At 49.8% G+C, this 22605-nt stretch carries 21 protein-coding genes, 1 tRNA gene and 1 riboswitch; of the genes, 9 read left to right on the top strand and 13 right to left on the bottom strand.

Translation table 11 applies throughout. The features are described from left to right. Window positions 1-4: 4 nt before the first annotated feature. Window positions 5-1312, bottom strand: coding sequence for a M16 family metallopeptidase (locus IQ217_RS01370; RefSeq protein ID WP_194018635.1), 1308 nt, complete (start codon window positions 1310-1312; stop codon window positions 5-7). 12 nt (window positions 1313-1324) lie between these two features. After that, window positions 1325-2611, bottom strand: a complete 1287-nt coding sequence (locus IQ217_RS01365) for a M16 family metallopeptidase (protein ID WP_228023904.1) — start codon at window positions 2609-2611, stop codon at window positions 1325-1327. A 178-nt stretch (window positions 2612-2789) separates the two neighbouring features. After that, window positions 2790-2932, top strand: a riboswitch (cobalamin riboswitch). A 53-nt stretch (window positions 2933-2985) separates the two neighbouring features. Between IQ217_RS01365 and IQ217_RS01360 the strand changes: the two genes are divergently transcribed. Both IQ217_RS01360 and ispG read left to right on the top strand, forming a co-directional pair. Continuing rightward, window positions 2986-3558 (top strand): HupE/UreJ family protein, encoded by a 573-nt coding sequence (locus tag IQ217_RS01360; protein ID WP_190599353.1) that lies wholly within the window; start codon window positions 2986-2988, stop codon window positions 3556-3558. Between the two features lie 57 nt (window positions 3559-3615). Beyond that, window positions 3616-4827, top strand: a complete 1212-nt coding sequence (gene ispG / locus IQ217_RS01355) for a (E)-4-hydroxy-3-methylbut-2-enyl-diphosphate synthase (RefSeq protein ID WP_190599352.1) — start codon at window positions 3616-3618, stop codon at window positions 4825-4827. Window positions 4828-4994: 167 nt separating this feature from the next. On the opposite strand, the gene IQ217_RS01350 is transcribed toward ispG, so the two are convergent. From IQ217_RS01350 to IQ217_RS01330, 5 genes are all read right to left on the bottom strand, one after another. After that, complete coding sequence (locus IQ217_RS01350) at window positions 4995-5405, bottom strand: HNH endonuclease (protein WP_194018633.1); 411 nt, start codon at window positions 5403-5405, stop codon at window positions 4995-4997. Next, entirely contained in the window at window positions 5398-5754 is a 357-nt protein-coding gene (locus IQ217_RS01345; protein ID WP_190599350.1) for a hypothetical protein, read from the bottom strand. Before IQ217_RS01345 ends, IQ217_RS01350 begins: the two co-directional genes overlap by 8 nt. A 147-nt stretch (window positions 5755-5901) precedes the next feature. Then, the gene (gyrB, locus tag IQ217_RS01340; RefSeq protein WP_190599349.1) at window positions 5902-7827 is read right to left on the bottom strand and encodes a DNA topoisomerase (ATP-hydrolyzing) subunit B; all 1926 of its coding nucleotides are present in this window, start codon (window positions 7825-7827) and stop codon (window positions 5902-5904) included. Between the two features lie 134 nt (window positions 7828-7961). After that, window positions 7962-8219: a CRR7 family NDH-1 assembly protein gene (locus IQ217_RS01335; RefSeq protein WP_190599348.1), complete on the bottom strand. Its 258-nt coding sequence runs from the start codon at window positions 8217-8219 to the stop codon at window positions 7962-7964. A 227-nt stretch (window positions 8220-8446) separates the two neighbouring features. Further along, a complete protein-coding gene (locus IQ217_RS01330; protein ID WP_010872352.1) occupies window positions 8447-8566 on the bottom strand; it encodes a photosystem II protein Y in 120 nt (39 codons plus the stop codon). 207 nt (window positions 8567-8773) lie between these two features. Between IQ217_RS01330 and IQ217_RS01325 the strand changes: the two genes are divergently transcribed. Further along, window positions 8774-9670, top strand: a complete 897-nt coding sequence (locus IQ217_RS01325) for a methylenetetrahydrofolate reductase (protein WP_194018632.1) — start codon at window positions 8774-8776, stop codon at window positions 9668-9670. Here IQ217_RS01325 and IQ217_RS01320 read toward each other — a convergent pair. Then, window positions 9667-11220, bottom strand: a complete 1554-nt coding sequence (locus IQ217_RS01320) for an ArnT family glycosyltransferase (protein ID WP_194018631.1) — start codon at window positions 11218-11220, stop codon at window positions 9667-9669. The two genes, IQ217_RS01325 and IQ217_RS01320, sit on opposite strands and share 4 nt — an antisense overlap. Window positions 11221-11351: 131 nt before the next feature. Between IQ217_RS01320 and IQ217_RS01315 the strand changes: the two genes are divergently transcribed. Continuing rightward, complete coding sequence (locus IQ217_RS01315; RefSeq protein ID WP_194018648.1) at window positions 11352-12512, top strand: aminotransferase class V-fold PLP-dependent enzyme; 1161 nt, start codon at window positions 11352-11354, stop codon at window positions 12510-12512. 65 nt (window positions 12513-12577) lie between these two features. On the opposite strand, the gene IQ217_RS01310 is transcribed toward IQ217_RS01315, so the two are convergent. Continuing rightward, window positions 12578-13456, bottom strand: coding sequence for a Tab2/Atab2 family RNA-binding protein (locus IQ217_RS01310; RefSeq protein ID WP_194018630.1), 879 nt, complete (start codon window positions 13454-13456; stop codon window positions 12578-12580). A 61-nt stretch (window positions 13457-13517) separates the two neighbouring features. Between IQ217_RS01310 and IQ217_RS01305 the strand changes: the two genes are divergently transcribed. Next, window positions 13518-14522 carry a Cif family virulence factor gene (locus IQ217_RS01305; RefSeq protein ID WP_228023903.1) on the top strand — a complete coding sequence of 335 codons (1005 nt, stop codon included), beginning with the start codon at window positions 13518-13520 and terminating at the stop codon, window positions 14520-14522. A 38-nt stretch (window positions 14523-14560) separates the two neighbouring features. Continuing rightward, on the top strand, window positions 14561-15484 hold the full coding sequence (locus IQ217_RS01300; protein ID WP_194018629.1) for a Dam family site-specific DNA-(adenine-N6)-methyltransferase: 924 nt from the start codon (window positions 14561-14563) through the stop codon (window positions 15482-15484). A gap of 16 nt (window positions 15485-15500) precedes the next feature. Here the strand turns inward: IQ217_RS01300 and IQ217_RS01295 are convergent, their stop codons facing one another. The 3 genes from IQ217_RS01295 to IQ217_RS01285 form a co-directional block, all read right to left on the bottom strand. After that, window positions 15501-16247 (bottom strand): SDR family NAD(P)-dependent oxidoreductase, encoded by a 747-nt coding sequence (locus tag IQ217_RS01295; protein WP_194018628.1) that lies wholly within the window; start codon window positions 16245-16247, stop codon window positions 15501-15503. 131 nt (window positions 16248-16378) lie between these two features. Then, window positions 16379-16663 (bottom strand): DUF427 domain-containing protein, encoded by a 285-nt coding sequence (locus IQ217_RS01290; protein WP_190599342.1) that lies wholly within the window; start codon window positions 16661-16663, stop codon window positions 16379-16381. Window positions 16664-16712: 49 nt separating this feature from the next. After that, window positions 16713-17345 carry a response regulator gene (locus IQ217_RS01285; RefSeq protein WP_190599341.1) on the bottom strand — a complete coding sequence of 211 codons (633 nt, stop codon included), beginning with the start codon at window positions 17343-17345 and terminating at the stop codon, window positions 16713-16715. A 248-nt stretch (window positions 17346-17593) separates the two neighbouring features. Here IQ217_RS01285 and IQ217_RS01280 point away from each other — a divergent pair, with 248 nt between their 5' ends. Further along, on the top strand, window positions 17594-19810 hold the full coding sequence (locus tag IQ217_RS01280; protein ID WP_228023902.1) for an MASE1 domain-containing protein: 2217 nt from the start codon (window positions 17594-17596) through the stop codon (window positions 19808-19810). 339 nt (window positions 19811-20149) lie between these two features. Here the strand turns inward: IQ217_RS01280 and IQ217_RS01275 are convergent, their stop codons facing one another. After that, window positions 20150-21142, bottom strand: coding sequence for a 30S ribosomal protein S1 (locus IQ217_RS01275; RefSeq protein ID WP_190599339.1), 993 nt, complete (start codon window positions 21140-21142; stop codon window positions 20150-20152). A 405-nt stretch (window positions 21143-21547) separates the two neighbouring features. Here IQ217_RS01275 and IQ217_RS01270 point away from each other — a divergent pair, with 405 nt between their 5' ends. After that, window positions 21548-22459: a M48 family metallopeptidase gene (locus IQ217_RS01270; protein ID WP_338116521.1), complete on the top strand. Its 912-nt coding sequence runs from the start codon at window positions 21548-21550 to the stop codon at window positions 22457-22459. Next, window positions 22438-22519: transfer RNA gene (locus IQ217_RS01265), tRNA-Leu, on the top strand. The genes IQ217_RS01270 and IQ217_RS01265 overlap by 22 nt, the downstream gene beginning before the upstream one ends. The last annotated feature ends 86 nt before the right edge of the window (window positions 22520-22605 follow it).

The following is a 22605-nucleotide window of genomic DNA, read 5'->3' as shown; positions in this document are numbered from 1 at the left end:
AGCTTTATACCAGGGCAGCCGAGGTTTGGCTTTCTGCTTCTGAAGCCCAGTCGAAATATCTCGCTAAACCTTCCTCTGGCCCCACCACGGAAAGGTAGGGTTCCGCCAAATAGTTTTGGGCCACCCGTTGGGCATCGGGCGCTGTCACGGCTTTAACCTGTTCTTGAAATTCGCTGTCAAAACCTAAACCCAAGCCCAAGGTTTCATACCAACCAAATAGATGGGCAATTTCTCCATTGGTTTGTTTACCCAGGGCATACTGGCCCAACAGTTTATTTTTCGCCGCCGTAATTTCCTCTTCCTCCAACGCCTGGGCACATAATCGCTCCGTTTCCGCCCGTAGGCCTGCAATGGCGATCGCCGTATTTTCTGGGGCAGTGCCCATATAGGTGACAAATTGGGAAGACCCCAACCGGGTGGGGTAAAAGGCCGATACGTCGTAGGCTAAACCCCGTTTTTCCCTTAGTTCCACAAACAAGCGGCTAGAGAGACCATTGCCCAAGTAGGTGCTGAGCAATTTTAGCGGTGCATAGTCTTCATGTTTAACGCCCACCCCTAGATAACCTAAGAGTACTACTGATTGCTGGGTCGCCTGGGGGGTGAGATGTTCCTGGGGAGAAACATTTAACGGCGTTAGAATCGGGCAAACAATCGATTGCTCCGGAATGGCCCAATCGCCAAAGCTAGTTTCTACCCAATCCTTAGCCTGGGCCAGGGTTAACCGTCCTGCCAAGCTAATTACCAAATTATCGGGGCGAAAATAGGCCTGATGATATTCCCACAAATCCTGGGCAGTAAAATGGGGCACCACTTCCTCGCTACCCAAAATAGAGTAACCATAGGGATGGTTGGGATACATGGATTGGCGCAGTTGGTGAAAAGCCACGTTGAAGGGTTGTTCCCGTTGGGACTGAATTGCTTGGACGATTAAGCGTTTTTCCAGTTCAATTTCCCCCACGTCAAAGGTGGGATAACGTAAGATTTCCGCCGCTAAATCAAGGATGACCGGAAAATCAGCGGTGACAGTTTTGAGACTCAAAGCCCAATAATCGCTGGCCGCATCGGCCCCGAGGTGCGCTCCCAAACATTCCACAAATTCAGCAATGGCTAAAGCTGATCGCCGTTTAGTGCCTTTAGTAATTACCGTGGCCATGAGATGGGAGAGCCCCACTTTTTGGGGAGAGTCCCAACAGGCTCCTGCTTGCTTGAGAAAAATCCGTCCTGCCACTAGGTCTGCGGCTGGATTTTCTGTACAAATGAGGGTGATGCCGTTATCGAGAATGAGGCGATGGATAGATTGATGATTGCGCATAAATTGCCAAGACTAGGATTGGGCCGCTTCTAGGAGTACCAGGGCATAGGCCTCGGTGGATAGGTAACGCTGGGCTAGGCTTTGTAGGGCCTCGGGACGATACTGACTGACGATACGGGGATAGGCGATCGCCAACTCAGCGGTGGCCAGGGTTTGGTAATAACCGTAAAGGCCGGCTAGTTGGGCAGGGGTTTCGGTGGAAAAAATAAACTCATTACAAAGTAAACGTTGGGCCCTGGCCAATTCCGCCGCACTAATGGGGGTGGTTTGTAGACTCTGGATAGCGGCACAAATTTCTGCTTCCACCGTTGCTGCCTGGGCTGAGGTCAGATAGGCATTGATGGTGAATAAACTGGCTTCCTTTTGCAGGGAAAAACAACTCTGGATGTCAAACACTAGCCCCAGTTCTTCCCGCAGGCGTTGCACTAACCGGGCGCAGTGGCTACCGGCCAAAACCATGGCCAATAAATCTAAACCAATATTGTCCTGGAGACGGTCAATGCCTGGGCCATTCCAACCCATGGTTAAACGACTAGGACCCAATTCCGGTATGCGGAGAGTTTCCCGTTTAACGGTTTGGATCGGGTGATTTGCCGCTGGGGTTGTGGGGGGACATTCTGACCGCACGCCAAAATGGTCAAAAACATCTTCAATGTAGGCGATCGCCGCCGTTTCGCGGATATCTCCCACCATCACCACAGTCATATTTTCCGGCTGGTAATGGGTGCGGTGGAAGCAACGCAATTGATTGGCGGTGTAGTTTTGTATGGCGGTGGCATCCCCCAGCACGGAGCGGCCATAGGCATGGCGGGGATGGAGCAGTTGACAAAGAGCTTGAAATCCTAACCAATCGGGGTCATCTTCACTGCCACGAATTTCCTCTAGCACCACTTCCCGCTCGTAAAAAAGACATTCTTCCGGCACTTCCGCCTGCAAAAGAATTTCCGCTAGGTAGGGTAACGTTCTGGGCAAATAATCCGCCGCAGTGGTGAGGTAAAAATGGGCATAATCATGGCTAGTGGCGGCGTTGGCCATGCCCCCGTTGTATTCAATTACTTGGTCGAAGGCCCCCGGCGGTACCCTTTTGGTGCCCTTGAAAATCATGTGTTCCAATAAATGGGCTACCCCAGGCCAGGCATCTGGCTCGGCGATCGCCCCGGCCCGCACCCACACATCCACCACTGCGACGGGAACGGAGGGCAAGTCCTGGTGAATCAGGGTCAACCCCCGGTCAAAGGTGAAAATTTTGGCCGGAAAATCTGGTTTGGTTGGGCATGGTTGCACAGACACAAGGCTCATATCCATTGGGGTCTATGACTTCTATCCTAGGCGATCGCCGCCTTAACCGTTGGTTAACCGTGCCAATTTGTAGAATTTTCGTGACAAGGACGCTAATTAGTGGAGTAGAATCTCGTTCTTTAGTTTATATAGACCAATCAAATCATCCTCAAAAAGGGGGGAAAATCCGTGCTAGGGTTGGGAACTGAGTTCAGTTGGTTCCAGTGGGTAACAGCCAGTGGAGGTAACGGGGAAAAGCTGGTGCAAAGCCAATACTGTCCCGCAACTGTGATGAGCCTAGTCGCCCTAAGTCAGGATGCCCGCCAACCATTACCCCTTCTTTTAATCAAATCTGCGAGGTACAGATTGTGAATGTTACAGGTTTATCTAATTTAATGACTTCCCCCCGGATCCTAGCGCACCATCCCTTTGGGGGCACTACGCCGGATAATTTCTTTGAAGGTTTTCTTTCTGGATTAGGGCACCCCGTTATCGGCCTAGACCATCTTGCCTTTGTCATTGCCGTGGGCCTCATTGCCGCTGGATTGCGCCATGGTTGGCTTATGCCCCTCATTTTTATCACCACGGCGATCGCCGGCACGGGATTACATTTAATTGGCGCCGATCTTCCCCAACCGGAATTAATTATTGCCGGTTCCGTCCTCCTATTTGGCCTACTCTTGGCCATCGGTCGTCCCCTATCATCCCCCGTGGTAATGGTTTTAGCCGCCGTAGCCGGTGTGTTCCATGGTTATGCCTACGGGGAAGCCATTGTGGGGGCAGAAATGAATCCCATTGCGGCCTACCTGCTCGGTTTTTCCATCGTTCAACTGGCGATCGCCATGGCAGCCTACACTTTGGCCAAGGGCTGGTATGAAACCCAAGAATCCTTACTAAATCTAAGATTTATTGGCTTTTTGCTAGCAGGGGTAGGACTAGCCTTCACCTCCGGCGCCTTGTTGGGGTAATTGGTTGTGGGATAATCTAGGTTGCCTACAGTTTTTTGCTAAAAACTAAACTTTCCCATGGTAACTGTTTCCCTACCGACCCCTGTCCAGCCCGAGTTCGACACCACCATCCATCGCCGCAAAACCCGTCCTGTGCCCGTGGGAACCGTTACCATTGGCGGCGGTCATCCCGTGGTGGTGCAATCCATGATCAATGAAGACACCCTGGATGTGGATGGCTCCGTGGCCGGTATTCGTCGCCTCCATGAAATTGGTTGTGAAATTGTCCGGGTAACGGTGCCTAGCATGGCCCATGCCAAAGCCCTAGCAGATATTAAACAAAAGCTCGAGAGTACCTACCAGAGGGTTCCCTTGGTGGCGGATGTACACCACAACGGCATGAAAATTGCCCTAGAAGTAGCCAAACACGTCGATAAGGTGCGCATCAACCCAGGCTTATATGTTTTTGAAAAACCCGATGCCCAACGGGAAGGCTACAGCGACCAAGAATTTGCTGACATTGGTGACAAAATTCGCGAAACATTGGAACCCCTAGTAGTTTCCCTGCGTGATCAGGGTAAATCCATGCGCATTGGCGTTAACCATGGTTCCCTCTCGGAGAGGATGCTCTTTACCTACGGGGACACCCCAGAGGGCATGGTGCAATCAGCCCTAGAATTTATCAAAATCTGTGAATCCTTAGATTTCCGCAATCTAGTCGTTTCCATGAAAGCTTCCCGGGTGCCGGTGATGCTGGCGGCCTATCGCCTCATGGTCAAGCGCATGGATGAATTAGGGATGGATTATCCCCTCCATTTGGGAGTCACCGAAGCTGGGGATGGAGAATATGGTCGGATTAAATCCACCGCTGGCATTGCTACCCTTTTAGCCGATGGCATTGGCGACACTATCCGAGTTTCCCTCACTGAAGCCCCCGAAAAGGAAATCCCCGTTTGCTACAGCATTCTCCAGGCGTTGGGTTTACGAAAAACCATGGTGGAATATGTGGCATGTCCTTCCTGTGGCCGTACCCTGTTCAATTTGGAAGATGTGTTACACGAGGTACGGGAAGCCACCAAGCACCTGACTGGGTTGGACATTGCCGTTATGGGATGCATCGTTAACGGCCCCGGAGAAATGGCGGATGCCGACTATGGCTATGTGGGTAAACAAGCCGGTTACATTGCTCTCTACCGTGGTCGAGAAGAAATTAAACGGGTGCCTGAAGCCGACGGAGTACAGGAATTGATTAACCTGATCAAAGCCGACGGCCGCTGGGTTGACCCCTAGATATTCCCTAAAACCTTCCACACAATGAACAAATGTGGGCAAGCTCACCAGCGGGCCTATGTCATGTTTTACTGTTTTACGTTACTCCGTGTTTTGTGGCGATAAAGAGGATAGCCGATGGAAAAGTAAAAGTTCCAGTCTGGACTATCCACTTTCTGAGATCGGAGTTATCCTATTTTTGCCAAGAGTTGGCGGACAGTGAGGTTTTCTAACCGATTGATGCGGAGCAGGTTGGCGGTTACTCGCCCGATCGCCGTTTTGGGTTGAATGAGTCCGCTTACAGATTCAAGGGTGAAGTGGTCTGTCCAGATATCTTTTCTTGGATTGTAGAGTCTAACGGTTTCCCCTGTATGGGGGTCGATAGAAGCGATGTCACTGCCTTTGGCTAGGTTACAGAGAGCACAGGCAAGGGCTAGGTTTTCAAGGGTACTGTGGCCGCCATGTTTTTCGGCGATGATATGAGCAACATGATGGGAAGACAGCGATAGAGCTTCAGGGATGAGGCAATGTTCACAGCAATCGTTAGCCCGATCGCCAACAGTACGCCGTAGGGATGGAGAAATATAGCTTTTACTCATCAGCCCGGAGTTTCAGCAGGGCTTGGGTTTTTGCCAGTCGCACAAGATGTTCTATAAACTCATATTGTTGCCAAAGGCGTTGCTCTTTAGGATCTAGACCTTGGGTGCGATTTTTCTCTAGAAGAGTTTCGATCTCGGCCTGCAGGGTGGGAGAAAGATGTAGATCAAGTATTTGTTGAGGACTGGGAAGTTGAGCCAAAAATTCGAGAATTTCAGTAAGTCCAGACAAGCCTGTGTTGGGATTAGCGTTTAGTTGCTGTATGCCGAGGGCCAATATTTGTGGCAATTCTCCCTGGAGGGGTTGAAGCTGTTGAGCAATGTCGTCGGGGATGTCTAGGGTAATTTGCATGCTTAACCTTCACTGAATGATGGTAAATCAAGCATAGACACTTTTGGCGATCGCCAATGTCGACCTTGTTTTTTTGTGTACATTAATGAAATACTCTCAACCCTAGGCACAGCAACCAAACCATGCCTAGAGTCCTTAAAAAAAGGATTAGATATCCAAATCGGTCAGATCTAACTTGGTGCCATAGGTTTCAATGAATTCCCGCCGGGGGGCAACCCGATCGCCCATGAGCACAGTAAAAATGCGATCAGCTTCAGCAGCATCTTCAATGTGCACCCGTTTCATCGTGCGGGTTTCTGGATTCATGGTGGTATCCCAAAGTTGTTGGGGCATCATTTCCCCCAAACCTTTAAAACGCTGGATGGTGTAATTAGCGTTGGGAGGAAATTGACTAATTTGCCCCTGCAATTCCCGGTCAGAATAACAGTAGAAATGGTTTTTACCCCGCTCCAATTTGTACAACGGTGGACAAGCGATGTAAATGTAACCTTGGTCTACTAAATCCCGCTGATAACGGTAGAAGAAAGTCAACAAAAGAGTGCGTATGTGCGCCCCATCTACATCAGCGTCAGTCATAATCACAACCCTATGATACCGAAGGGAAGATATGTCAAAATCGTCACCTTTAATACCTAGGCCTAATGCTGTAATTAAGGCTTGAATTTCGGTGTTTTTATAAATTTTGGCATCGTCAGTTTTTTCAATGTTTAAAATCTTGCCCCGCAGAGGCAAAATTGCTTGGAAACGACGATCTCGACCTTGCTTGGCCGACCCACCGGCACTATCGCCTTCAACGATGAAAATTTCCGATTCTGACGGATCTTTGGAGCTACAATCTGCTAGTTTGCCTGGTAAAGTTGAAGATTCTAAAACTGACTTACGACGTACTAATTCTCTGGCTCGACGGGCCGCTTCCGCCGCCTTAAAGGCCTGTACCGCTTTTTCAATAACGGAGTCGGCAACACCAGGATTGAATTCCAAAAACTCCGTTAGGGCTTCCCCCACCAAGGTATCCACAATGCCCCGGACTTCCGTGTTACCCAATTTAGTTTTAGTTTGCCCTTCAAATTCTGGATCGGGCACTTTCACAGAAATTACCCCGGTTAGACCTTCCCGAATATTTTCTCCCCCTAAATTACTATCCCCTTCCTTCAATTTATTTCGTTTACGGGCAACGGAATTGAGGGTACGGGTTAAAACCGCTTTTAGACCTTCTAAATGGGTACCCCCATCAATGGTACGGATATTGTTGGCAAACCCCAGCAGAGTATCACTGTAGGCATCCACACACCACTGGAGAGCCACTTCCACCTGGACATCATTCTTTTCCCCAGATGTGTAGATAATTTCATCGTGGAGCGGAGTTTTGTCTGTAGTCATATAGGTGACATATTCCCTAATGCCTCCTTCATAATAAAACTGCTCTTCTTTGAGGGAATCGGCCCGGCGATCGCCAAAGGTAATACGCACCCCAGCATTGAGATAGGCTAGTTCCTTGAGACGACTGGCTAGGGTGTGGTAGTCAAACTCGATGCCATCCTTAAAAATTTGGGTATCCGGCAAAAAAGCAACCTGGGTACCTGTGGAGTGCTCCTCGTTAGGAGTGGCGGCCAAGCTACCGATGGGATTGCCCCGCTCAAACCGTTGGAAATGTTCCTTACCCTGACGCCAGACCTTTACTTCCACCCACTCGGACAGGGCATTAACCACGGAAACCCCGACCCCGTGTAAACCACCGGATACCTTATAGCCACCGCCCCCAAACTTGCCTCCAGCGTGGAGCACCGTCAATACCGTTTCCAACGCCGATCGCCCGGTGGTGGGATGAATATCCGTGGGAATGCCCCGACCATTGTCCACTACAGTGACGGAACCATCGGCATTAATATCAATTTCAATATGAGTACAATAGCCAGCCAACGCCTCATCAATGGCATTGTCAACCACTTCATACACTAGGTGATGCAGACCCTTTGGCCCCGTGGAGCCAATGTACATCCCTGGGCGCTTACGGACTGGTTCCAACCCTTCCAAGACTTGAATTTGATCGGCACCGTAGTTCGTGGTCGTCATGGTCACTCCAAAATCAGGCTGAGCTTAGGCATCTTTGCTGTGGGATGACAAAAGCCCTCAAAATCTTAGCACAAAAGGGTTAAAGGCTTTAATATCGAGGACTGAGAACTGATTTGGAGATGGGATCGATCAAGCTATTTTTCTAGGCGCACCACATACCATTGCCAAGTACCGCCATCCCCCCGGTCGAGGTCGCAGTAATTGTCCCGTAAATGTTCTGCTTTTGCTGCCAAAGTGGGCAATTTATCCAGTCCTTGGGGGAGGCGAAGATCGTATTCAGCCAAAATCTCCGTCAACTTAGCAGTCATTTCCGCCGGAGTTAGGAATGTTTCTGGTTCCTGGTCAGCCAAGAACACAAACATTTCTTCTTGGTACATCAGTGGATCGACCATGGCAATTGCTGAAAAATGTTGTTGAGGTGGAGGTCGGCGCTGGCTAATCGAGTAGGGATTTAGTCTTCTGGGTTTCCTGATGGGGCATTGCTCCAAAAATTTCTCCGGTGGAAAGACTTTGCATTAACCAAGTAACCCAGAAAACAGTAACCCTCCTAGCCCAGGGCCAGGAAGGGCCATTGCACAATACTTTATCGATTCATCGGCGATCGCCGAGACGTTGTGGCCTAGGCTTCGCGACCTAAAACGTCCTGTAACTGCCGGATCGCGGCGGCCCCAATATTGATAGCGGCCCAAGTTGCGGCGATCAGAAGGGGGCTAACAACTACAATTACACGCCAATCCATTGCTGTACCTCGTTTTGTTAAAAGAATATAAATTTTTTGAACACTTTTAATCTTACATCCTAATGCTGATCCCTTGGGAAGGGAAACATGGCCGGGGGTCGGGGGCAATGGTCCCAGCCAGTAAACCGGAAAAATTCTGTTAAGATCTCCTGTCAGAGAGGCAGTCACCGCTCGGAACTCAAACCACCGTTGTCACCATTGCATGTAATGACCATTAGCCGGTTTCGTCAGGCAGCCGAAGCAAAGGAATTTTTAATTACCGCAGAAGTTACCCCCCCCAAAGGTGGTAATCCAGAGCGGATGTTGGCGGTGGCGGAGAAGTTGCGGGGCCGGGTCCATGGGGTCAATGTCACCGATGGCAGTCGGGCAGTGTTGCGCATGTCCTCCATTGCGGCCTGTGTGTTATTGCAACAACGGGGCATTGAAGCCATTTGTCAGATGACCTGCCGGGATCGCAATTTAATTGGTTTGCAGGCGGATCTGATGGGGGCCTATGCCCTCGGTTTACGCAATGTTTTAGCTTTGACCGGCGATCCCCTCAAAGCGGGAGACCATACCAGAGCCAGGGCCGTCTACGATTTAGAATCGGTGCGGTTGTTGAGTTTAATCCGTTCCCTCAACCAGGGACTAGATTTCAATCAGGCTCCCTTGGTGGATGGCAGGCTAGATTTATTTCCTGGAGCAGCGGTGGATCCCCAGTCAAAGAGTTGGTCCGGTTTGCAAAGTCGGTTTGAAAAAAAGCTCGTAGCCGGGGCCCAGTTTTTCCAAAGTCAGTTGATCACGGATTTCGATCGCCTGGATAAATTTATGACCCAGGTGGCCGTGGGATGTGGCAAACCAATTTTGGCGGGCATATTTCTTTTCAAATCAGCTAAAAATGCCGCTTTTATCAAGCGGGTGGTACCGGGGGTAAATATTCCTGATTCTTTAATTGATCGCCTGGCCCAGGCCGAAGATCCCCTAACGGAAGGGGTGGCGATCGCCGCCGAACAGGTAAAACTGGCGAAAGAACTATGTCAGGGAGTCCATTTGATGGCGATTAAAAAGGAAGAATTAATTCCCGAAATCCTCGACCAGGCTGGCATTGCCCCTCTGGAAAATTAAGGCTTACCAACCTTAGGGCTAAAAAATAAACTAAATTTCCCCGCTTGCCCCCGTTGTTGTAGACCCGGCAAGCCTAACCTAGTCTGGGCTTCTGGATCCAACAGTAAATAGTTCCCCTCCTTGGCCATGGCACGTAACTGGTCATCGTTCATCGCAATAACTTGGCGATCGCCGTAGAAATCTAAACTAGGACGGCTATAGGCAAAGGAAGTATAAACTGGCGTGCTTACCGGAGCGGCCTGTTTAATTAATTCCCCCACCGGTTTAACCGCAAAAGCCTCGTTCACTTCCCAATTCCAGAGGGGGCTGGAGAAAAGAAATAGGAGAGTTACATATAAACTCACCACCAGGGTTTTAACGAATTTGGCAGAATGGTTCAGATATTGCCTGGCACTCCACCCCACGCCGACAAATAGCACGAGTCCCATAATGATGATCACCGGTCTTCGCTCGGTGAAGCCAGCGTATAGTCCCCCCACCAAGCCCACCCCAGCAGTGAACGCCAGTAGATAACCAATCAGCAGAGGGTAACGCTGACGATTTTGTAAATCCGCCAGATAGTGCCCCCCCATGAGAGCGAAAAAGGGATAGCAGGGGAGGACATACCAAGGCAATTTAGTGCCCATGGCGGAAATAATTGCTAAAAAGCCAAAGCCAAAAATGATGGCTACCTTAGCCCAGTCCTGTCGCCATTGTTTGATGGTCATCACCATGGCTGGAACGAGGAAAAATAGCCAGGGAGCGGTGTATTTCGCTATTTCTAATAGGTAATACCAAGGCGGCCCCGTATTGCCCTCTAATTCCTGGGTAACTCGGTTAAAACTGTGGAATTCAAAATGAATTTGCCAGAAGGTTTCCCCATACTGAGCAAATTGGAGTTGGTACCACCACAGCACCGGGGCAAAACCGATCGCCAGCCCCAACCAGAATTGCCAGCGCTTAAAAATCTCACCGGCCCCTAACCAGAGAATCAAAATTCCCAACAACATTGTCAGAGCCAGCACCAACAATCCTTTAGCTAAGGCAATTAAGCCCAAGCCAATCCCCATGCCTGCTAACCAATGGGGTTGTTTACGCCCCTTCAGTAAACAGAATAATGACCAGAGCAAACAGGTATTAATCACCCCGTCCAGCATGGTTAAACGACCCAGACGGGCGGTGGGGAGCAGGGTTAACAAGACTGAACTACTCCAGAGGGCGGCTTTCGGAGTAGAAAAAATTTCCTTACCCACTAGATACAGTAAGGGCACCGCCAGGGCAGACCCTAGGGCTAAGGGTAAACGGGAACTAAATTCACTGATGCCCAGCAGATGGTAACTGCCCATCACCAACCAAGTAATCAGGGGTGGTTTGGATAAAAAGGGTTGTCCCAAATAGGTAGGAAAACGCCAATCTCCCCTGAGGTAAGTATCTTGAGCTGTAGTAGCGTAATAACCTTCGTCAAAATCCCGCAGAGCCACATTACCCAAGCCGGCGATCGCCAAAACTAGAGCCGCTGCCGTGAGTAGCAGTAGATATTTCCGATCATCGTTAAGGGCAGGAAAGTTCAAGGGCAGAGTCTGGGGACATGGTGACGGTTGGACTTGAGGGGCATTTTCCCATGTTCTTGGGGGAACTTTGGGCTTTTGTTAAAGTATTTTGTTGATGTTACCCCCAACCAACGGCTGACCCTGTGAACCTGATGCCCGATCGCCAGCAATTCCCCGGCTTAACGAATAAAACCTATTTCAATTTTGGCGGCCAGGGTATTTTACCCACCGTAGCCCTAGACGCAATTATGGCCATGTATGGCTATCTGCAGGAAAATGGCCCCTTTTCCATTGCGGTTAACCAGTACATTCAGCAGTTAATTGCCCAACTACGCCAAGCTTTAGGGGAAACTTTTAACGTTAATCCCAACACCATCACCATCACCGATAACGTCACCACCGGCTGCGACATTGTGCTTTGGGGCATTGATTGGCACCAGGGCGATGAAATTTTGCTCACCGACTGTGAACATCCCGGCATCATTGCCATTGTCCAGGCGATCGCCGTTCGGTTTGGGGTTACATACCGCTTTTTCCCAGTGGCGGATACCCTAAACCAGGGGGATGCGGCCGCAGTGTTAGCTGATCATTTGGGGCCAAAAACCCGTTTGGTCATTCTCAGCCATTTACTTTGGAACACGGGGCAGGTGTTACCCCTAGCGGAAATTATGGCCGTTTGTCGCCGTCACCAAGGGGATTATCCAGTAAGGGTCTTAGTGGACGGGGCCCAGTCTGCCGGTTCTTTACCCCTAGATTTTTCCCAGCTAGAGGTGGATTATTACGCCTTTACGGGTCATAAATGGTTTGCTGGCCCCGCTGGAGTCGGGGGTCTGTATATCCATGGCGATCGCCTGGGGGACATTAATCCCGCCTATGTGGGCTGGCGCAGCATTACCTATGGCGCTAAGGGGGAACCCACTGGCTGGGCCGAAGGGGGCAAACGGTTTGAAGTGGCCACCTCCGCCTATCCCCAATATGCTGGTTTGTTGGCCGCTCTGCAGTTACACCAACGGCAAGGCAGCGCCGAGGAACGTTACCAAGCCATCTGTCAACGCAGTCAACTGTTGTGGCAAGGCTTAAACCAGCTACCCCACGTCCATTGTTTAGCCACATCGGCTCCCCAAGCGGGTTTGGTTTCCTTCACCGTGGATTCTCCCCTGGGCCACCGGGCGATCGTCCAGAAACTGGAGGAACAACGCATCTATCTCCGCACCATCGCTGACCCTGACTGCATCCGGGCCTGTTGCCATTACATCACCAATGAAGAGGAAATTGAGCATTTATTAAGCAAATTAGCTGAATTTACCCCCTAAAAATTTATCCCCAAGGCTTTTAGTAAACCAAGGAGAGATGCCCTTGTTTTGAAGAGAGCTAAACCCTAAATTTGCCCTGTTTCCTGCAATAACCAAAAACCGGCAAAGGCTTCACTGTCGGGGCTGGCTTGGATGGCCAAAAAGTGAATGCCCTGGGCTAATTTTTTTGCCTGTTCAAATCCATGGGCTTCCTGTTCACTGGTTTTATCGGTGACGTTAGCCACAATCCAACTATCACTGGCTCCGGTTTCCAGGCGGACAATGGGACGGGGGTCGGTGTTGTATTGCAAATAGCCCAATTCCAACCCTGATAACCAAGCGGCAAAGGGTAAGGCCCTGGGGGAAAAGAGAATCAGACCAGGAATGCGGCAATCGGCGGGCAAATTGTAGGGGGAGAGGGGGAAACTTTCCCCAAAACTAATCTCCCAATCGGGCAAATCGTTGAAATCGGCGGCGGCTAAACTCACCAATGCCCACTGGTCACCCCGATCGCCCCGCACTGCGTCGGGTAAGGCAATGGCATTGAGTTCTGGATACTGCACCGATGTGGAGGAGGCCAACTTGGGGTCATAGCCCGGTTGATGGGGATAAAAATTTTCTAGGCGATCGTCTAACCATTGCTCCAGCACATAGGTGCGCCGGCTGGGGACCGGGGGAATGCCAGCTTCCTCACAGGCTTTGCTGATCATGTTATTCATCTGCCGCCGGAAAAAACGGATCTTTTGGGGCATCTGACCCGCTTCGGTGATCGCCGCTTCGATGGCCTGCCGGAGCCAAACGGAATTAACGGTGGAACTGGGGCAATATTGGCTATAGCGAAACAAATCCTCGGGCAACTGTTGCACGGACTGGGGAGATTCACAAATTAGTACTTCCCACACCTTTTTTTCCTCATCGTCCAACAACGGCCGTGAATAAAAATCCAATTCCCAGGTAACGCCCATATATCAATTAAATGTTTGTCAAAGCCAGCCCAAAAGGGCTAACCGCTATCCTATCAAGCAATTGTCCCCGGTTTGCCATCGTCCCATGGCCCAGGCCTATAACTGCCCCCATCACCATTGTCGGACCAAGGCCACTGAGCTTAAGATATCTTGGGAAGCAGGGGGCTTGCCATCCGACCTCTACATGATTGATTTCACTGCCCCTGGTTTCATTTTTCATCGCCCTAGAACCTTACCCAATATGATCTCCCAGCTCCAAGGATTCGCCCGCCTTAACCGTTCTTCTTGCCGCTTTTTCCCAGCCCGTTGGTTAATGGCGTTAGGTTGGGGTGTGGGTTTAATAGCGTTGGGGTCAATACCAGTAACGGCGGCTACCATTGCTCAAGGCACCGTTACAGAGCGCCAAGTCCGCGCCTTGATCGAACAATTTGACGCGGTGGCCAACCAACACAACACCGATCGCCTGGGGGAAATTTACAGCCCGGAATTTAGCAACAGCGACGGTCTGACCTTTGACCAAATGGAAACAACCCTGCAACAACTGTGGGAAACCTACGGCAATTTAACCTACAGCACCGAACTGAAAAACTGGAAACAGGATGGGCAAGCAGTGGTGGTGGAAACTTTGACCACCATCAAGGGTGAGCGGCCTTGGTTGGGTCGCACTGCCCAATTGAATGGAGAAATTACTTCCCGCCAAACCTTTATGGACAACAAATTGGTGCGCCAGGAAGTGTTGACGGAAAAGATGACCCTCACCGCTGGAGAAAATCCACCGGAAGTGGATGTCAATCTGCCTCAGCAAGTGCAGGCGGGCCAACAATTTGATTTCGATGTTATCCTGCGCCAACCGATTGGAGATGACCTCCTGGCGGGCACGGCCTTTAGTCAAAAAATAGACCCTAATAACTATATTGATCCTTCCCAGGTGAAATTGGAATTGTTGCAGGCCGGTGGCTTGTTCAAACGGGCGATCGCCGGCAATGATCCCCAGTGGTTATCTGCCCTACTAGTTACCCCGGAAGGCATGGTGTTGGTTACCCAGCGTTTGGCCGTTGTTCCCTAAAAAATCTGCAATAGTGATAAGAAAGTCAATTAGAAAATGTGAAAGTTAAGCAAACTATTGCCAAGCCATTCCTAAAGTGGGCCGGAGGTAAGGGAAAGTTAATTGAAAAATTAGTTAATTGCTTTCCCCTAGAAATCACCGCTGGTCAGCTAACTAAGTACGCCGAGCCGTTTATTGGTGGGGGGGCGTTATATTTTCACGTTGCTCAAAATTATCCCCAGATAGAAAAATTCTTTATTTCAGATTGCAATTTACAACTAGTCTTGGCTTATAAAACGATTCAACAAAATGTTGATGATCTAGTTGATTTTTTAAGCCAGCTACAACAAGAATATTATTGTCTAGATCAAGATGAAAGGAAAGATTTTTTTTATCAGCAGAGACTAAAATTTAACCAGAATATTACCGAAATAAATTTAGAAAATGTTAGCAAATTATGGATAGAACAAACTGGATTACTGATATTTTTAAATCGTACCTGTTTTAACGGCTTATTTCGAGTCAACTCCAAAGGGGAATTTAATGTTCCTTTTGGGGATTATAAAAATCCTAAGATTTGTGATGCTGAAAATCTTAAGTTAGTATCTAACTTACTTGCTAGAACAGAAATCAGATTGGGCGATTTCACGGCAAGCAATGATTTCATTGATTCTGCAACTTTTGTTTATTTTGACCCCCCCTATCGTCCTTTAAACAAAACCTCTAGCTTTAATTCCTATGCTCAGGGAGATTTTAACGATCAGGAACAATTAAGATTGGCGAATTATTTTCGTGAACTTAGTGACAAGAAAGCCAAGCTAATGTTGAGCAATTCCGATCCTAAAAATGTAGATGAGAATGATAATTTTTTTGAGGAATTATACCAAGATTTTCGTCTTGAAAGAGTCAGTGCTGCTCGCATGATTAACAGTCGAGCAGATAAACGGGGCAAGCTGAAGGAATTATTAATTACCAATTATTGAACTTTGTTAATCTTCCTTAAAACTTCAAATATTCTGCTCCATCTAAACGAATGGTGGTGCCACTGAGAAAATCCTGTTGCAGTAAATATAAGGCCGCATCAGTAACAACTTTGGGATTGCCAGTCATTTTTAAAGGAATACGGCGCTCGGCATAATCCCGCATAAACTGTTCCGGATCTGGGGCTTCCGGTGCTTCTAAAATTTGCCCCAGGGCGAGGCCATTAACAGTAATTTTGGGGGCTAATTCCAACGCTAAAATTTCCGTCATATCCCATAAGCCCCGTTTGGTTAAACGATAAACAAAATGATCTGGCCTGGGTCGGGGAATACGGGCATCATTAATGTTAATAATTTTCCCCTGGCGATCGCCGGATACCTGCTGGGCAAAGGCCTGGGACAATTGAAAGGGAGCCCGGAGATTAACCGCAAAAATCCATTCCCAGAGATCAAGATCCACTTGAAGGAATTTATCTTCCAGGGGAAAAACTGAAGCACTGTTGATCAGAATATCCACCTGACCAAACACTTCCTGAGCTTTGGGAATAACCGTTTGGGTCGCCTGGGCATCGCTTAAGTCAGCAGAATAGGCAAAAGCTTTTCTGCCCAATGCCTCCACCTCTTGCTGAACTTCTAGGGCCCCTGCTTGGGAATTACCGTAGTGAATAAAGACGTTACAGCCTGCTTCGGCCAGGGCCATAACTAAGGCCCGACCAACCCTTATGCCTCCCCCGGTGACCAGGGCTGTTTTTCCAGTTAATTCCATCGTAGTTAGTTAAATTCCTGAGCCTTGGGCGATTACAAACTGAGTCGGGTGAGCACATAAAAGAACAAGTTCGCCATTGTGCATGGCTATGCAGTGAAAATCACGGCTAATAACTGCAAAACAATTTAGGCTTAGGCTTCAACCTTCACACCCCGCCAAAAGGCAATGTAGCCTTTAATGTTTTCCGCTCTCGGTTTGGGATCGGGGTAATACCAAGCCGCATCGGGGTTTGTTTGGCCGTCCACCACTACGGTGTAGTAACTGGCGGTGCCTTTCCAACCGCAAACGGTGTTGGTGTTGCTGGGCTGAAAATACTGGGGATGGATGCTGTCGGGGGGAAAGTAGTAGTTGCCTTCCACCACTTCACATTGATCGCTGTCAGCGAGGACGACCCCATTCCAGATTGCTTTGGCCATGGTTTAGGACGGGTAAAGTAAACGCCTTGGATTATAGCCCTTTCTGCAATCAAACCAAACCGGAACGCAGAGCAATGACGGCGGCCTGCACCCGGTCATCGACGGACAATTTATTCATGATGCCCCGTACATGAGTTTTAATTGTGTTGGTGCTTAGATATAAAGTTTGGGCAATTTCTTGGTTACTTTTTCCTTCCACAATCAATTTCAACACGTCAATTTCCCGTTCCGAGAGGCTGGACACGTCGGCTTGGCCTTCCGGCACCGGCGGTTTGAGATTTTCCACCACTACCCGGGCAATTTGGGGGTCTAGGTAGGTGGCTCCATCCTGGGCGGCGGCGATCGCCAAAATTAAGCGCTCCAAGGTGGCCCCCTTCACGCAATAGGCATCGGCCCCACTGGATAAAGCAGCGATAATCTCGTTGGGCAGAGTGTGGGAAGTTAACACCACAATATGGATTTGGGGGGAAGTTTGTTTAATTTGTTTGGTGGCTTCAATACCATCTAGCCCCGGTAAACCAATGTCCATCACAATCAAGTCTGGGTTGAGGGCCGCCGCCTGTTGCACAGCGCCATAGCCATTATCTACTCGACCAATAATTTCAAAGCGCTCATGGGCCCCCAAGGCTTGCTCCAAACCTAATTGCATCAATGGATCATCTTCAACGATCAAAATTTTCATAGGCAGGCAAGGCTCGATTTTCACCCTATGGGGGGAAGTAAAATCCATTCCAGTTTAGGCAAAGTTTAGATAGTAATTTTCAGTGCTTAGCAATTCTTTGTACTTTATCGGTGATTACTATCACGGTAAGGGCGCCGATGCAGAAAGCGGATTTGCCCACTATCTCATTATCCCCATGGGGGGGAAAGAATATTGACCATATTAAATAAAACAGTGTGCCCCGTCGCCCATTGTCAGATTTTTCGTTGATGCTGATCTACCTACCCAAGTCCCTACGCCGGAGGCTGGTCAACACTTTGCCGTCTTTGGCATTGGCGATCGCCCTGGGCCTGTGCACGGCATTAGCCTACGGAATGTTAGGCCGGGGGCAACAATGGCTTAGTTTGGGCTTGGGGCAAGGTATGGCCCTAGCGCTATGGTGGCAGGGCACCAACATTATGGTCTTGGGCTTGGGTTTGACCATTGCCCCCATGATAGTACTAGGAGATCCCCCCCTGGCATTGGCCCTAGGGATGATTAGCACGACAGTGGTGCTGCTGGCTGGCCGGGGTCTACAGATGTTGGAGTTTTCCCCCCAGGGTCAACGGCTCCAGGATGGCATGGTCTTTTTGCTGGCAGGGGTGGGGCTGGGGGCCACTGTAACGGCGATCGCCGCGCTGTTGTTATCCCTCTGGCAGGGGGATAGTCGTATTTGGTGGACAGGGGCTTTGGCCTGGTTGGGCAGTGCCACCGGCATTTTGCTGGCCACTCCCCTGTTATTCAAGCTTAGATATGGCCGCTGGACATGGCCTTGGTCAACCCAGATTGACCGGCTGCGATGGTTGGAGGCCCTGGTCTGTGCTGGCCTTTTGTTGATGTTAGCCTGGTTGATTTTTGCTGGGGATGACCTCATTCCCCTGGCGGATCGGGGCGCTATCTATACTCAGTGGTTGGAGTATTTACCCTTTCCTGTTGTGGTTTGGGCCAGCATTCGTTTTCCGGTTTGGGGTGGAATCCTCTCTACTTCAGGTTTGGCCCTGTTGGCGATCGCCGCTACGGTGCAGGGCAATGGATCCTTCAGCGTTCAAAGTGCTGATCAAAGCGGGGCGATGATCCTCCTGCAGATGTTCTTTTTGGTTTTGGGCACCACCAGTCTATTGCTATCGGTGGCAGTGAGGGAAAGGCGTCGCACCGAAGAACAATTGCGAGGTAGCTGGGAACGGGAACGATTATTGGCGGAGGTTGCCCTACGGGTGCGGCAGTCGTTGCATTTAGGTACCATTTTCCAAACCACGGTGACGGAAGTGCGCCATTTGTTGCAGACTGACCGGGTTTATATCGCTCTCTTCCAGGGGAATAATCCATTGGCCGTGGTGGCCGAGTCCTCTAGTCCAGCTTATATTGCCCCCATCAATACCCAGGTGGCGGCTTCCCAAAAGCCAGAGGAAATGATCATTAAAACCATTCCTGCCCAGGCCATGGTGATCCATCATCCCGACCAATTACCCAAGGGAGACCCACTGCGGCGTAGTTTTTTTCGTTATCAGGTGAAAAGCTTGCTGGCCATTCCCCTCGCTACGGTGGACGGCAGGTTAGGCATGATTGTGGTACATCACTGTCAACAGCCCCGCCATTGGCAAAAGGCCGAGGTGCGCTTACTGGAACAATTGGCCACCCAAGTGGCGATCGCCATTCAGCAGGCCCAACTTTATCAACGGGTACAAACCTTGAATGCCAGTTTGGAACAGCAAGTGGGGGAACGCACTGCCCAGCTAGAGGACAAGATGGTGGAGCTTCAGGATCTCCAGCAAATGAAAGCTCTCTTTGTCCAGGCCATTTCCCATGATCTACGCACTTCGGTGATGGGTCTACTGATGGTGCTAAAAAATTTATCAACCACAGAGGGGGAAACCCTAACTCTGCCCCGCCATCTCCTCGATAGTCTGATCCGCAGTGGCGATCGCCAATTAACCCTCCTCAATGCCCTCTGTGAAGAACAAACTGCCGAATGTCGCCCCCTCCATCTTGCCCCCCAAGCTCTACAACTCCAACCTTTTTTGCAACAAATTTGCCGACAATGGCGATCGGCCTGTGAGCAACATCAGGTAAATCTCAACCTAAAATGTGACGAGACATTACCCCCTCTCCAGGGAGACCCCCACTACATCAAGCAGGTATTCGACAACCTTTTGGGCAACGCCCTCAACCACAACCCCCCAGGTATTGTCCTCACCCTAGCGGCCCAACCCGAGGGCAATATGGTGCGTTTTACCCTCAGTGATAACGGTAAAGGCATGGCCAAAGATCAATGTGAGCATCTTTTCCGGCTCTATTTACGCAACCGCCATAACCAAAGATTGACTGGTATTGGCCTTGGTTGTTATCAGTCCCGCCAAATTGTGGAAGCCCACGGTGGCCATATTGGCGTTACCAGCAGTCCGGGGCAAGGGTCCCATTTTTGGTTTACCCTCCCCTTGGCAGTTTAGTAGGGTCACTTGAAACAAGAACAATGCAATGGGACTTGCCAAAAAGCTTATATCAAGGGCACTTTACTTATCGCTCCTCTATCAGAAAAGGGAAGATAGAAGAGCAATAAATGCAAGGTTAAGGACAATTTTCAAGGGCTTGATTTGTCCTGTATCATGTTCCGCCGTTAAGGACTGGGAAAGGACGTTGGGCTAATAGGGATGCAGAACGTCCTTAGGACTGGCGGAGGCTCAACAAAAAGCCCTGGGCCAGGAATAGCTCAGGGTTATTGATTGATGGGCAGGAAATCATTGAATTTCCACTGATTACTGAAATAACTGAAATATCAGCTAAATTAATTACTCATCCACAGCGCTGACAGCCAGGGACTCATCTTCCTCATCGTTAGTGTCAGTGTCATCAACGGAGGCCGGGGGCTCATAGGGAATGCCCTGGGCTTCCGCCAAACGTTTCTGCCGGAAAATTTCGGCCATTTCGTCGGCTTTTTCGTTGACCAAATCCCGGTCTTTTAGCATGGCACCAGGTTCCGGCTCCAACTGCTTGGTGGAAAGGGAAATACGACCCCGTTCCGCATCCAGGTCAATGATCATCACCTTGATTTCATCATTGACATTAAAGACGCTGTGGGGGGTATCAATGTGGTCGTGGGAAATCTCAGAAATGTGCAACAGACCGCTGACACCACCGATGTCGATGAAAGCACCGTAGGGTTTGATGCCCCGAACGGAGCCCACCACTACTTGAGCCACTTCCAAACCGTTCATCTTCCGCTCTACTAGGGCCCGACGATGGCTGAGCACTAGACGATTACGTTCTTCGTCCACTTCTAAAAACTTCAGGGGTAGGTCTTCCCCTACTAGATCCTCTTTCGCTTCCCGGGCACTGATGTGGGAGCCGGGAATAAAGCCCCGCAGTCCTTCAATTCTGACTAAAGCACCACCACGATTTGTGGCGAAAACATTGGAGCGCACGGTGGCGTCTTCCGCTTGGAGTTGTCTGACCCTTTCCCAAGCCCGCATATACTCAATCCGGCGGATGGAAAGGGTGAGTTGACCGTCTTCGTTTTCATCGGTCAGAATGAAAAATTCCCGGGTTTCGTTGGGCTGGAGCACCTCTTCAGGGTCATCCACACGGTTGATCGACATTTCCTGAATGGGAATATAGGCGGCGGTTTTTGCCCCAATGTCAATCAGAGCCCCCCGGGACTCCATGCTAAATACTGTCCCAGCGACAATGTCCCCAGGACTGAAATGATAATCGTACTTGTCAAGAAGGGCGGCAAAGTCCTCGAGAGTGAATCCAATAGTTGCTGTAGAAGTTTGACTGACCATGTAAGTTTTAAGTCCTAATCCCTTAGTCTCCGTTTAGTGAATATGCGTGCCTCCTGTTACTTACCGTACAAGCCAGGATACAGACTCTCAATTATACAGTACGAGTTGGACAAAGGGGGCAAGCCTTCCGCCAGTAAGAACAATTTTGCTCACCCCGTTTAGACCAGCTTGAAACCTTGGCGATCGCCTGGGGACTGTGGTCTTAGGAACTGTTGGTAAAGTTTTATCTGCCTTCCAAATGGATCCACTGAAGCCCTGGCAATACTAGGGGACTTTGATCCAGTTTTCCCTAAACTTGGGGCGGGGTGGTCACTGTCAAATCCTGTCTTGGATGTTGCCTTGGGCTCCTGGTTAATGGCTGCTGCCGCAATGCCCTCCCGCTCAGAAACCAATAGAATTTGAACAGTGAAGTTAGGCCAGATTTTAAAAATGTCAGAATTTATCAGCAACTCCATTCCCCTGGTGGGATTAAAGGCAGACCATTTTCGCCATCCCTTGGACCAAATGGCCACCACCAATTTGAAACAGATTCCCGGCCTAGACCTGATGGTGCGGGGATTGCTAGGCTCCGTGGCGGAACAGTTTTTTGCCCTCAATAATTTGGCCGCCAGTGTCCGGGTGGGGGAACAACAATTGCCCCATCTCCACCAACTGCTTTTGGATGCCTGTAAAATTCTCGACCTGGAAGCACCGGAACTCTACATCCAACAAAACCCCCAACCCAATGCCTACACTTTTGCCATGCGGGGTAAAAAGCCTTTTATGGTGATGCACACTTCCCTAGTGGATATGTTGACTCCGGCGGAAATCCAAGCGGTAATGGCCCATGAGTTGGGACACCTTAAATGTGAGCATGGGGTGTATCTGACCCTGGCTAATATTATGGTGCTGGCGGCGGGGCTAATCCCCAACTGGGGGGCGGTGTTAACCCAATCCCTCCAGTCCCAGATGTTGGAGTGGGTGCGCTGTGCTGAATTTAGCTGTGACCGGGCGGCCCTGTTGGCGGTGCAGGATCCCAAGGTGGTGATGTCGGTATTGATGAAGTTGGCCGGCGGTTCCCCCCAATTAGCTCCTCTGTTAAATTTAGATGCTTTCATTGACCAAGCCAGGGAATACGATCGCCTGGGGGAAGATGAAATGGGGGCAATGCTGAGGAATTTACAAACCCAGAACCTGACCCATCCGGTGCCGGTACTCCGGGCCAGGGAAATTGATCGCTGGAGTGATTCCCAAACCTATCAAAACTTGCTCAAGGGGCGCAAAAATGCGTATAATCTGAACACCGAAGAAAACAAGGGCGGCTGGCGGAATTGGTAGACGCACCACACTCAAAATGTGGCGACTTCGGTCGTGAGAGTTCGAGTCTCTCGCTGCCCATCTTAATAGCTAAGGCATGGTCTGGTTTCCCCTGGATCGGATATCTTCCCTGGGGATAAATTTTATCTGACCCTAGTTTGTTGAGC

Origin of the sequence: Synechocystis salina LEGE 00031 (assembly GCF_015207985.1) — a bacterium.
Taxonomy (GTDB): domain Bacteria; phylum Cyanobacteriota; class Cyanobacteriia; order Cyanobacteriales; family Microcystaceae; genus Synechocystis; species Synechocystis salina.
This window is presented reverse-complemented; position numbering and strand designations above follow the sequence as displayed.

What these genes read in the sequence shown, in the direction of transcription:
- IQ217_RS01335 (WP_190599348.1), bottom strand. Translation starts at nt 8,219, where the DNA reads ATGGTCGATCCACTGATGTACCAAGAAGAAATGTTTGTGTTCTTGGCT.
- IQ217_RS01345 (WP_190599350.1), bottom strand. Translation starts at nt 5,754, where the DNA reads ATGCAAATTACCCTAGACATCCCCGACGACATTGCTCAACAGCTTCAA.
- IQ217_RS01310 (WP_194018630.1), bottom strand. Translation starts at nt 13,456, where the DNA reads ATGGGCGTTACCTGGGAATTGGATTTTTATTCACGGCCGTTGTTGGAC.
- IQ217_RS01275 (WP_190599339.1), bottom strand. Translation starts at nt 21,142, where the DNA reads ATGGTCAGTCAAACTTCTACAGCAACTATTGGATTCACTCTCGAGGAC.
- IQ217_RS01365 (WP_228023904.1), bottom strand. Translation starts at nt 2,611, where the DNA reads ATGAGCCTTGTGTCTGTGCAACCATGCCCAACCAAACCAGATTTTCCG.
- IQ217_RS01295 (WP_194018628.1), bottom strand. Translation starts at nt 16,247, where the DNA reads ATGGAATTAACTGGAAAAACAGCCCTGGTCACCGGGGGAGGCATAAGG.
- IQ217_RS01350 (WP_194018633.1), bottom strand. Translation starts at nt 5,405, where the DNA reads ATGAGTAAAAGCTATATTTCTCCATCCCTACGGCGTACTGTTGGCGAT.
- IQ217_RS01285 (WP_190599341.1), bottom strand. Translation starts at nt 17,345, where the DNA reads ATGAAAATTTTGATCGTTGAAGATGATCCATTGATGCAATTAGGTTTG.
- IQ217_RS01280 (WP_228023902.1), top strand. Translation starts at nt 17,594, where the DNA reads ATGCTGATCTACCTACCCAAGTCCCTACGCCGGAGGCTGGTCAACACT.
- IQ217_RS01315 (WP_194018648.1), top strand. Translation starts at nt 11,352, where the DNA reads ATGCCCGATCGCCAGCAATTCCCCGGCTTAACGAATAAAACCTATTTC.
- IQ217_RS01330 (WP_010872352.1), bottom strand. Translation starts at nt 8,566, where the DNA reads ATGGATTGGCGTGTAATTGTAGTTGTTAGCCCCCTTCTGATCGCCGCA.
- IQ217_RS01360 (WP_190599353.1), top strand. Translation starts at nt 2,986, where the DNA reads ATGACTTCCCCCCGGATCCTAGCGCACCATCCCTTTGGGGGCACTACG.
- IQ217_RS01325 (WP_194018632.1), top strand. Translation starts at nt 8,774, where the DNA reads ATGACCATTAGCCGGTTTCGTCAGGCAGCCGAAGCAAAGGAATTTTTA.
- ispG (WP_190599352.1), top strand. Translation starts at nt 3,616, where the DNA reads ATGGTAACTGTTTCCCTACCGACCCCTGTCCAGCCCGAGTTCGACACC.
- IQ217_RS01290 (WP_190599342.1), bottom strand. Translation starts at nt 16,663, where the DNA reads ATGGCCAAAGCAATCTGGAATGGGGTCGTCCTCGCTGACAGCGATCAA.
- IQ217_RS01370 (WP_194018635.1), bottom strand. Translation starts at nt 1,312, where the DNA reads ATGCGCAATCATCAATCTATCCATCGCCTCATTCTCGATAACGGCATC.
- gyrB (WP_190599349.1), bottom strand. Translation starts at nt 7,827, where the DNA reads ATGACGACCACGAACTACGGTGCCGATCAAATTCAAGTCTTGGAAGGG.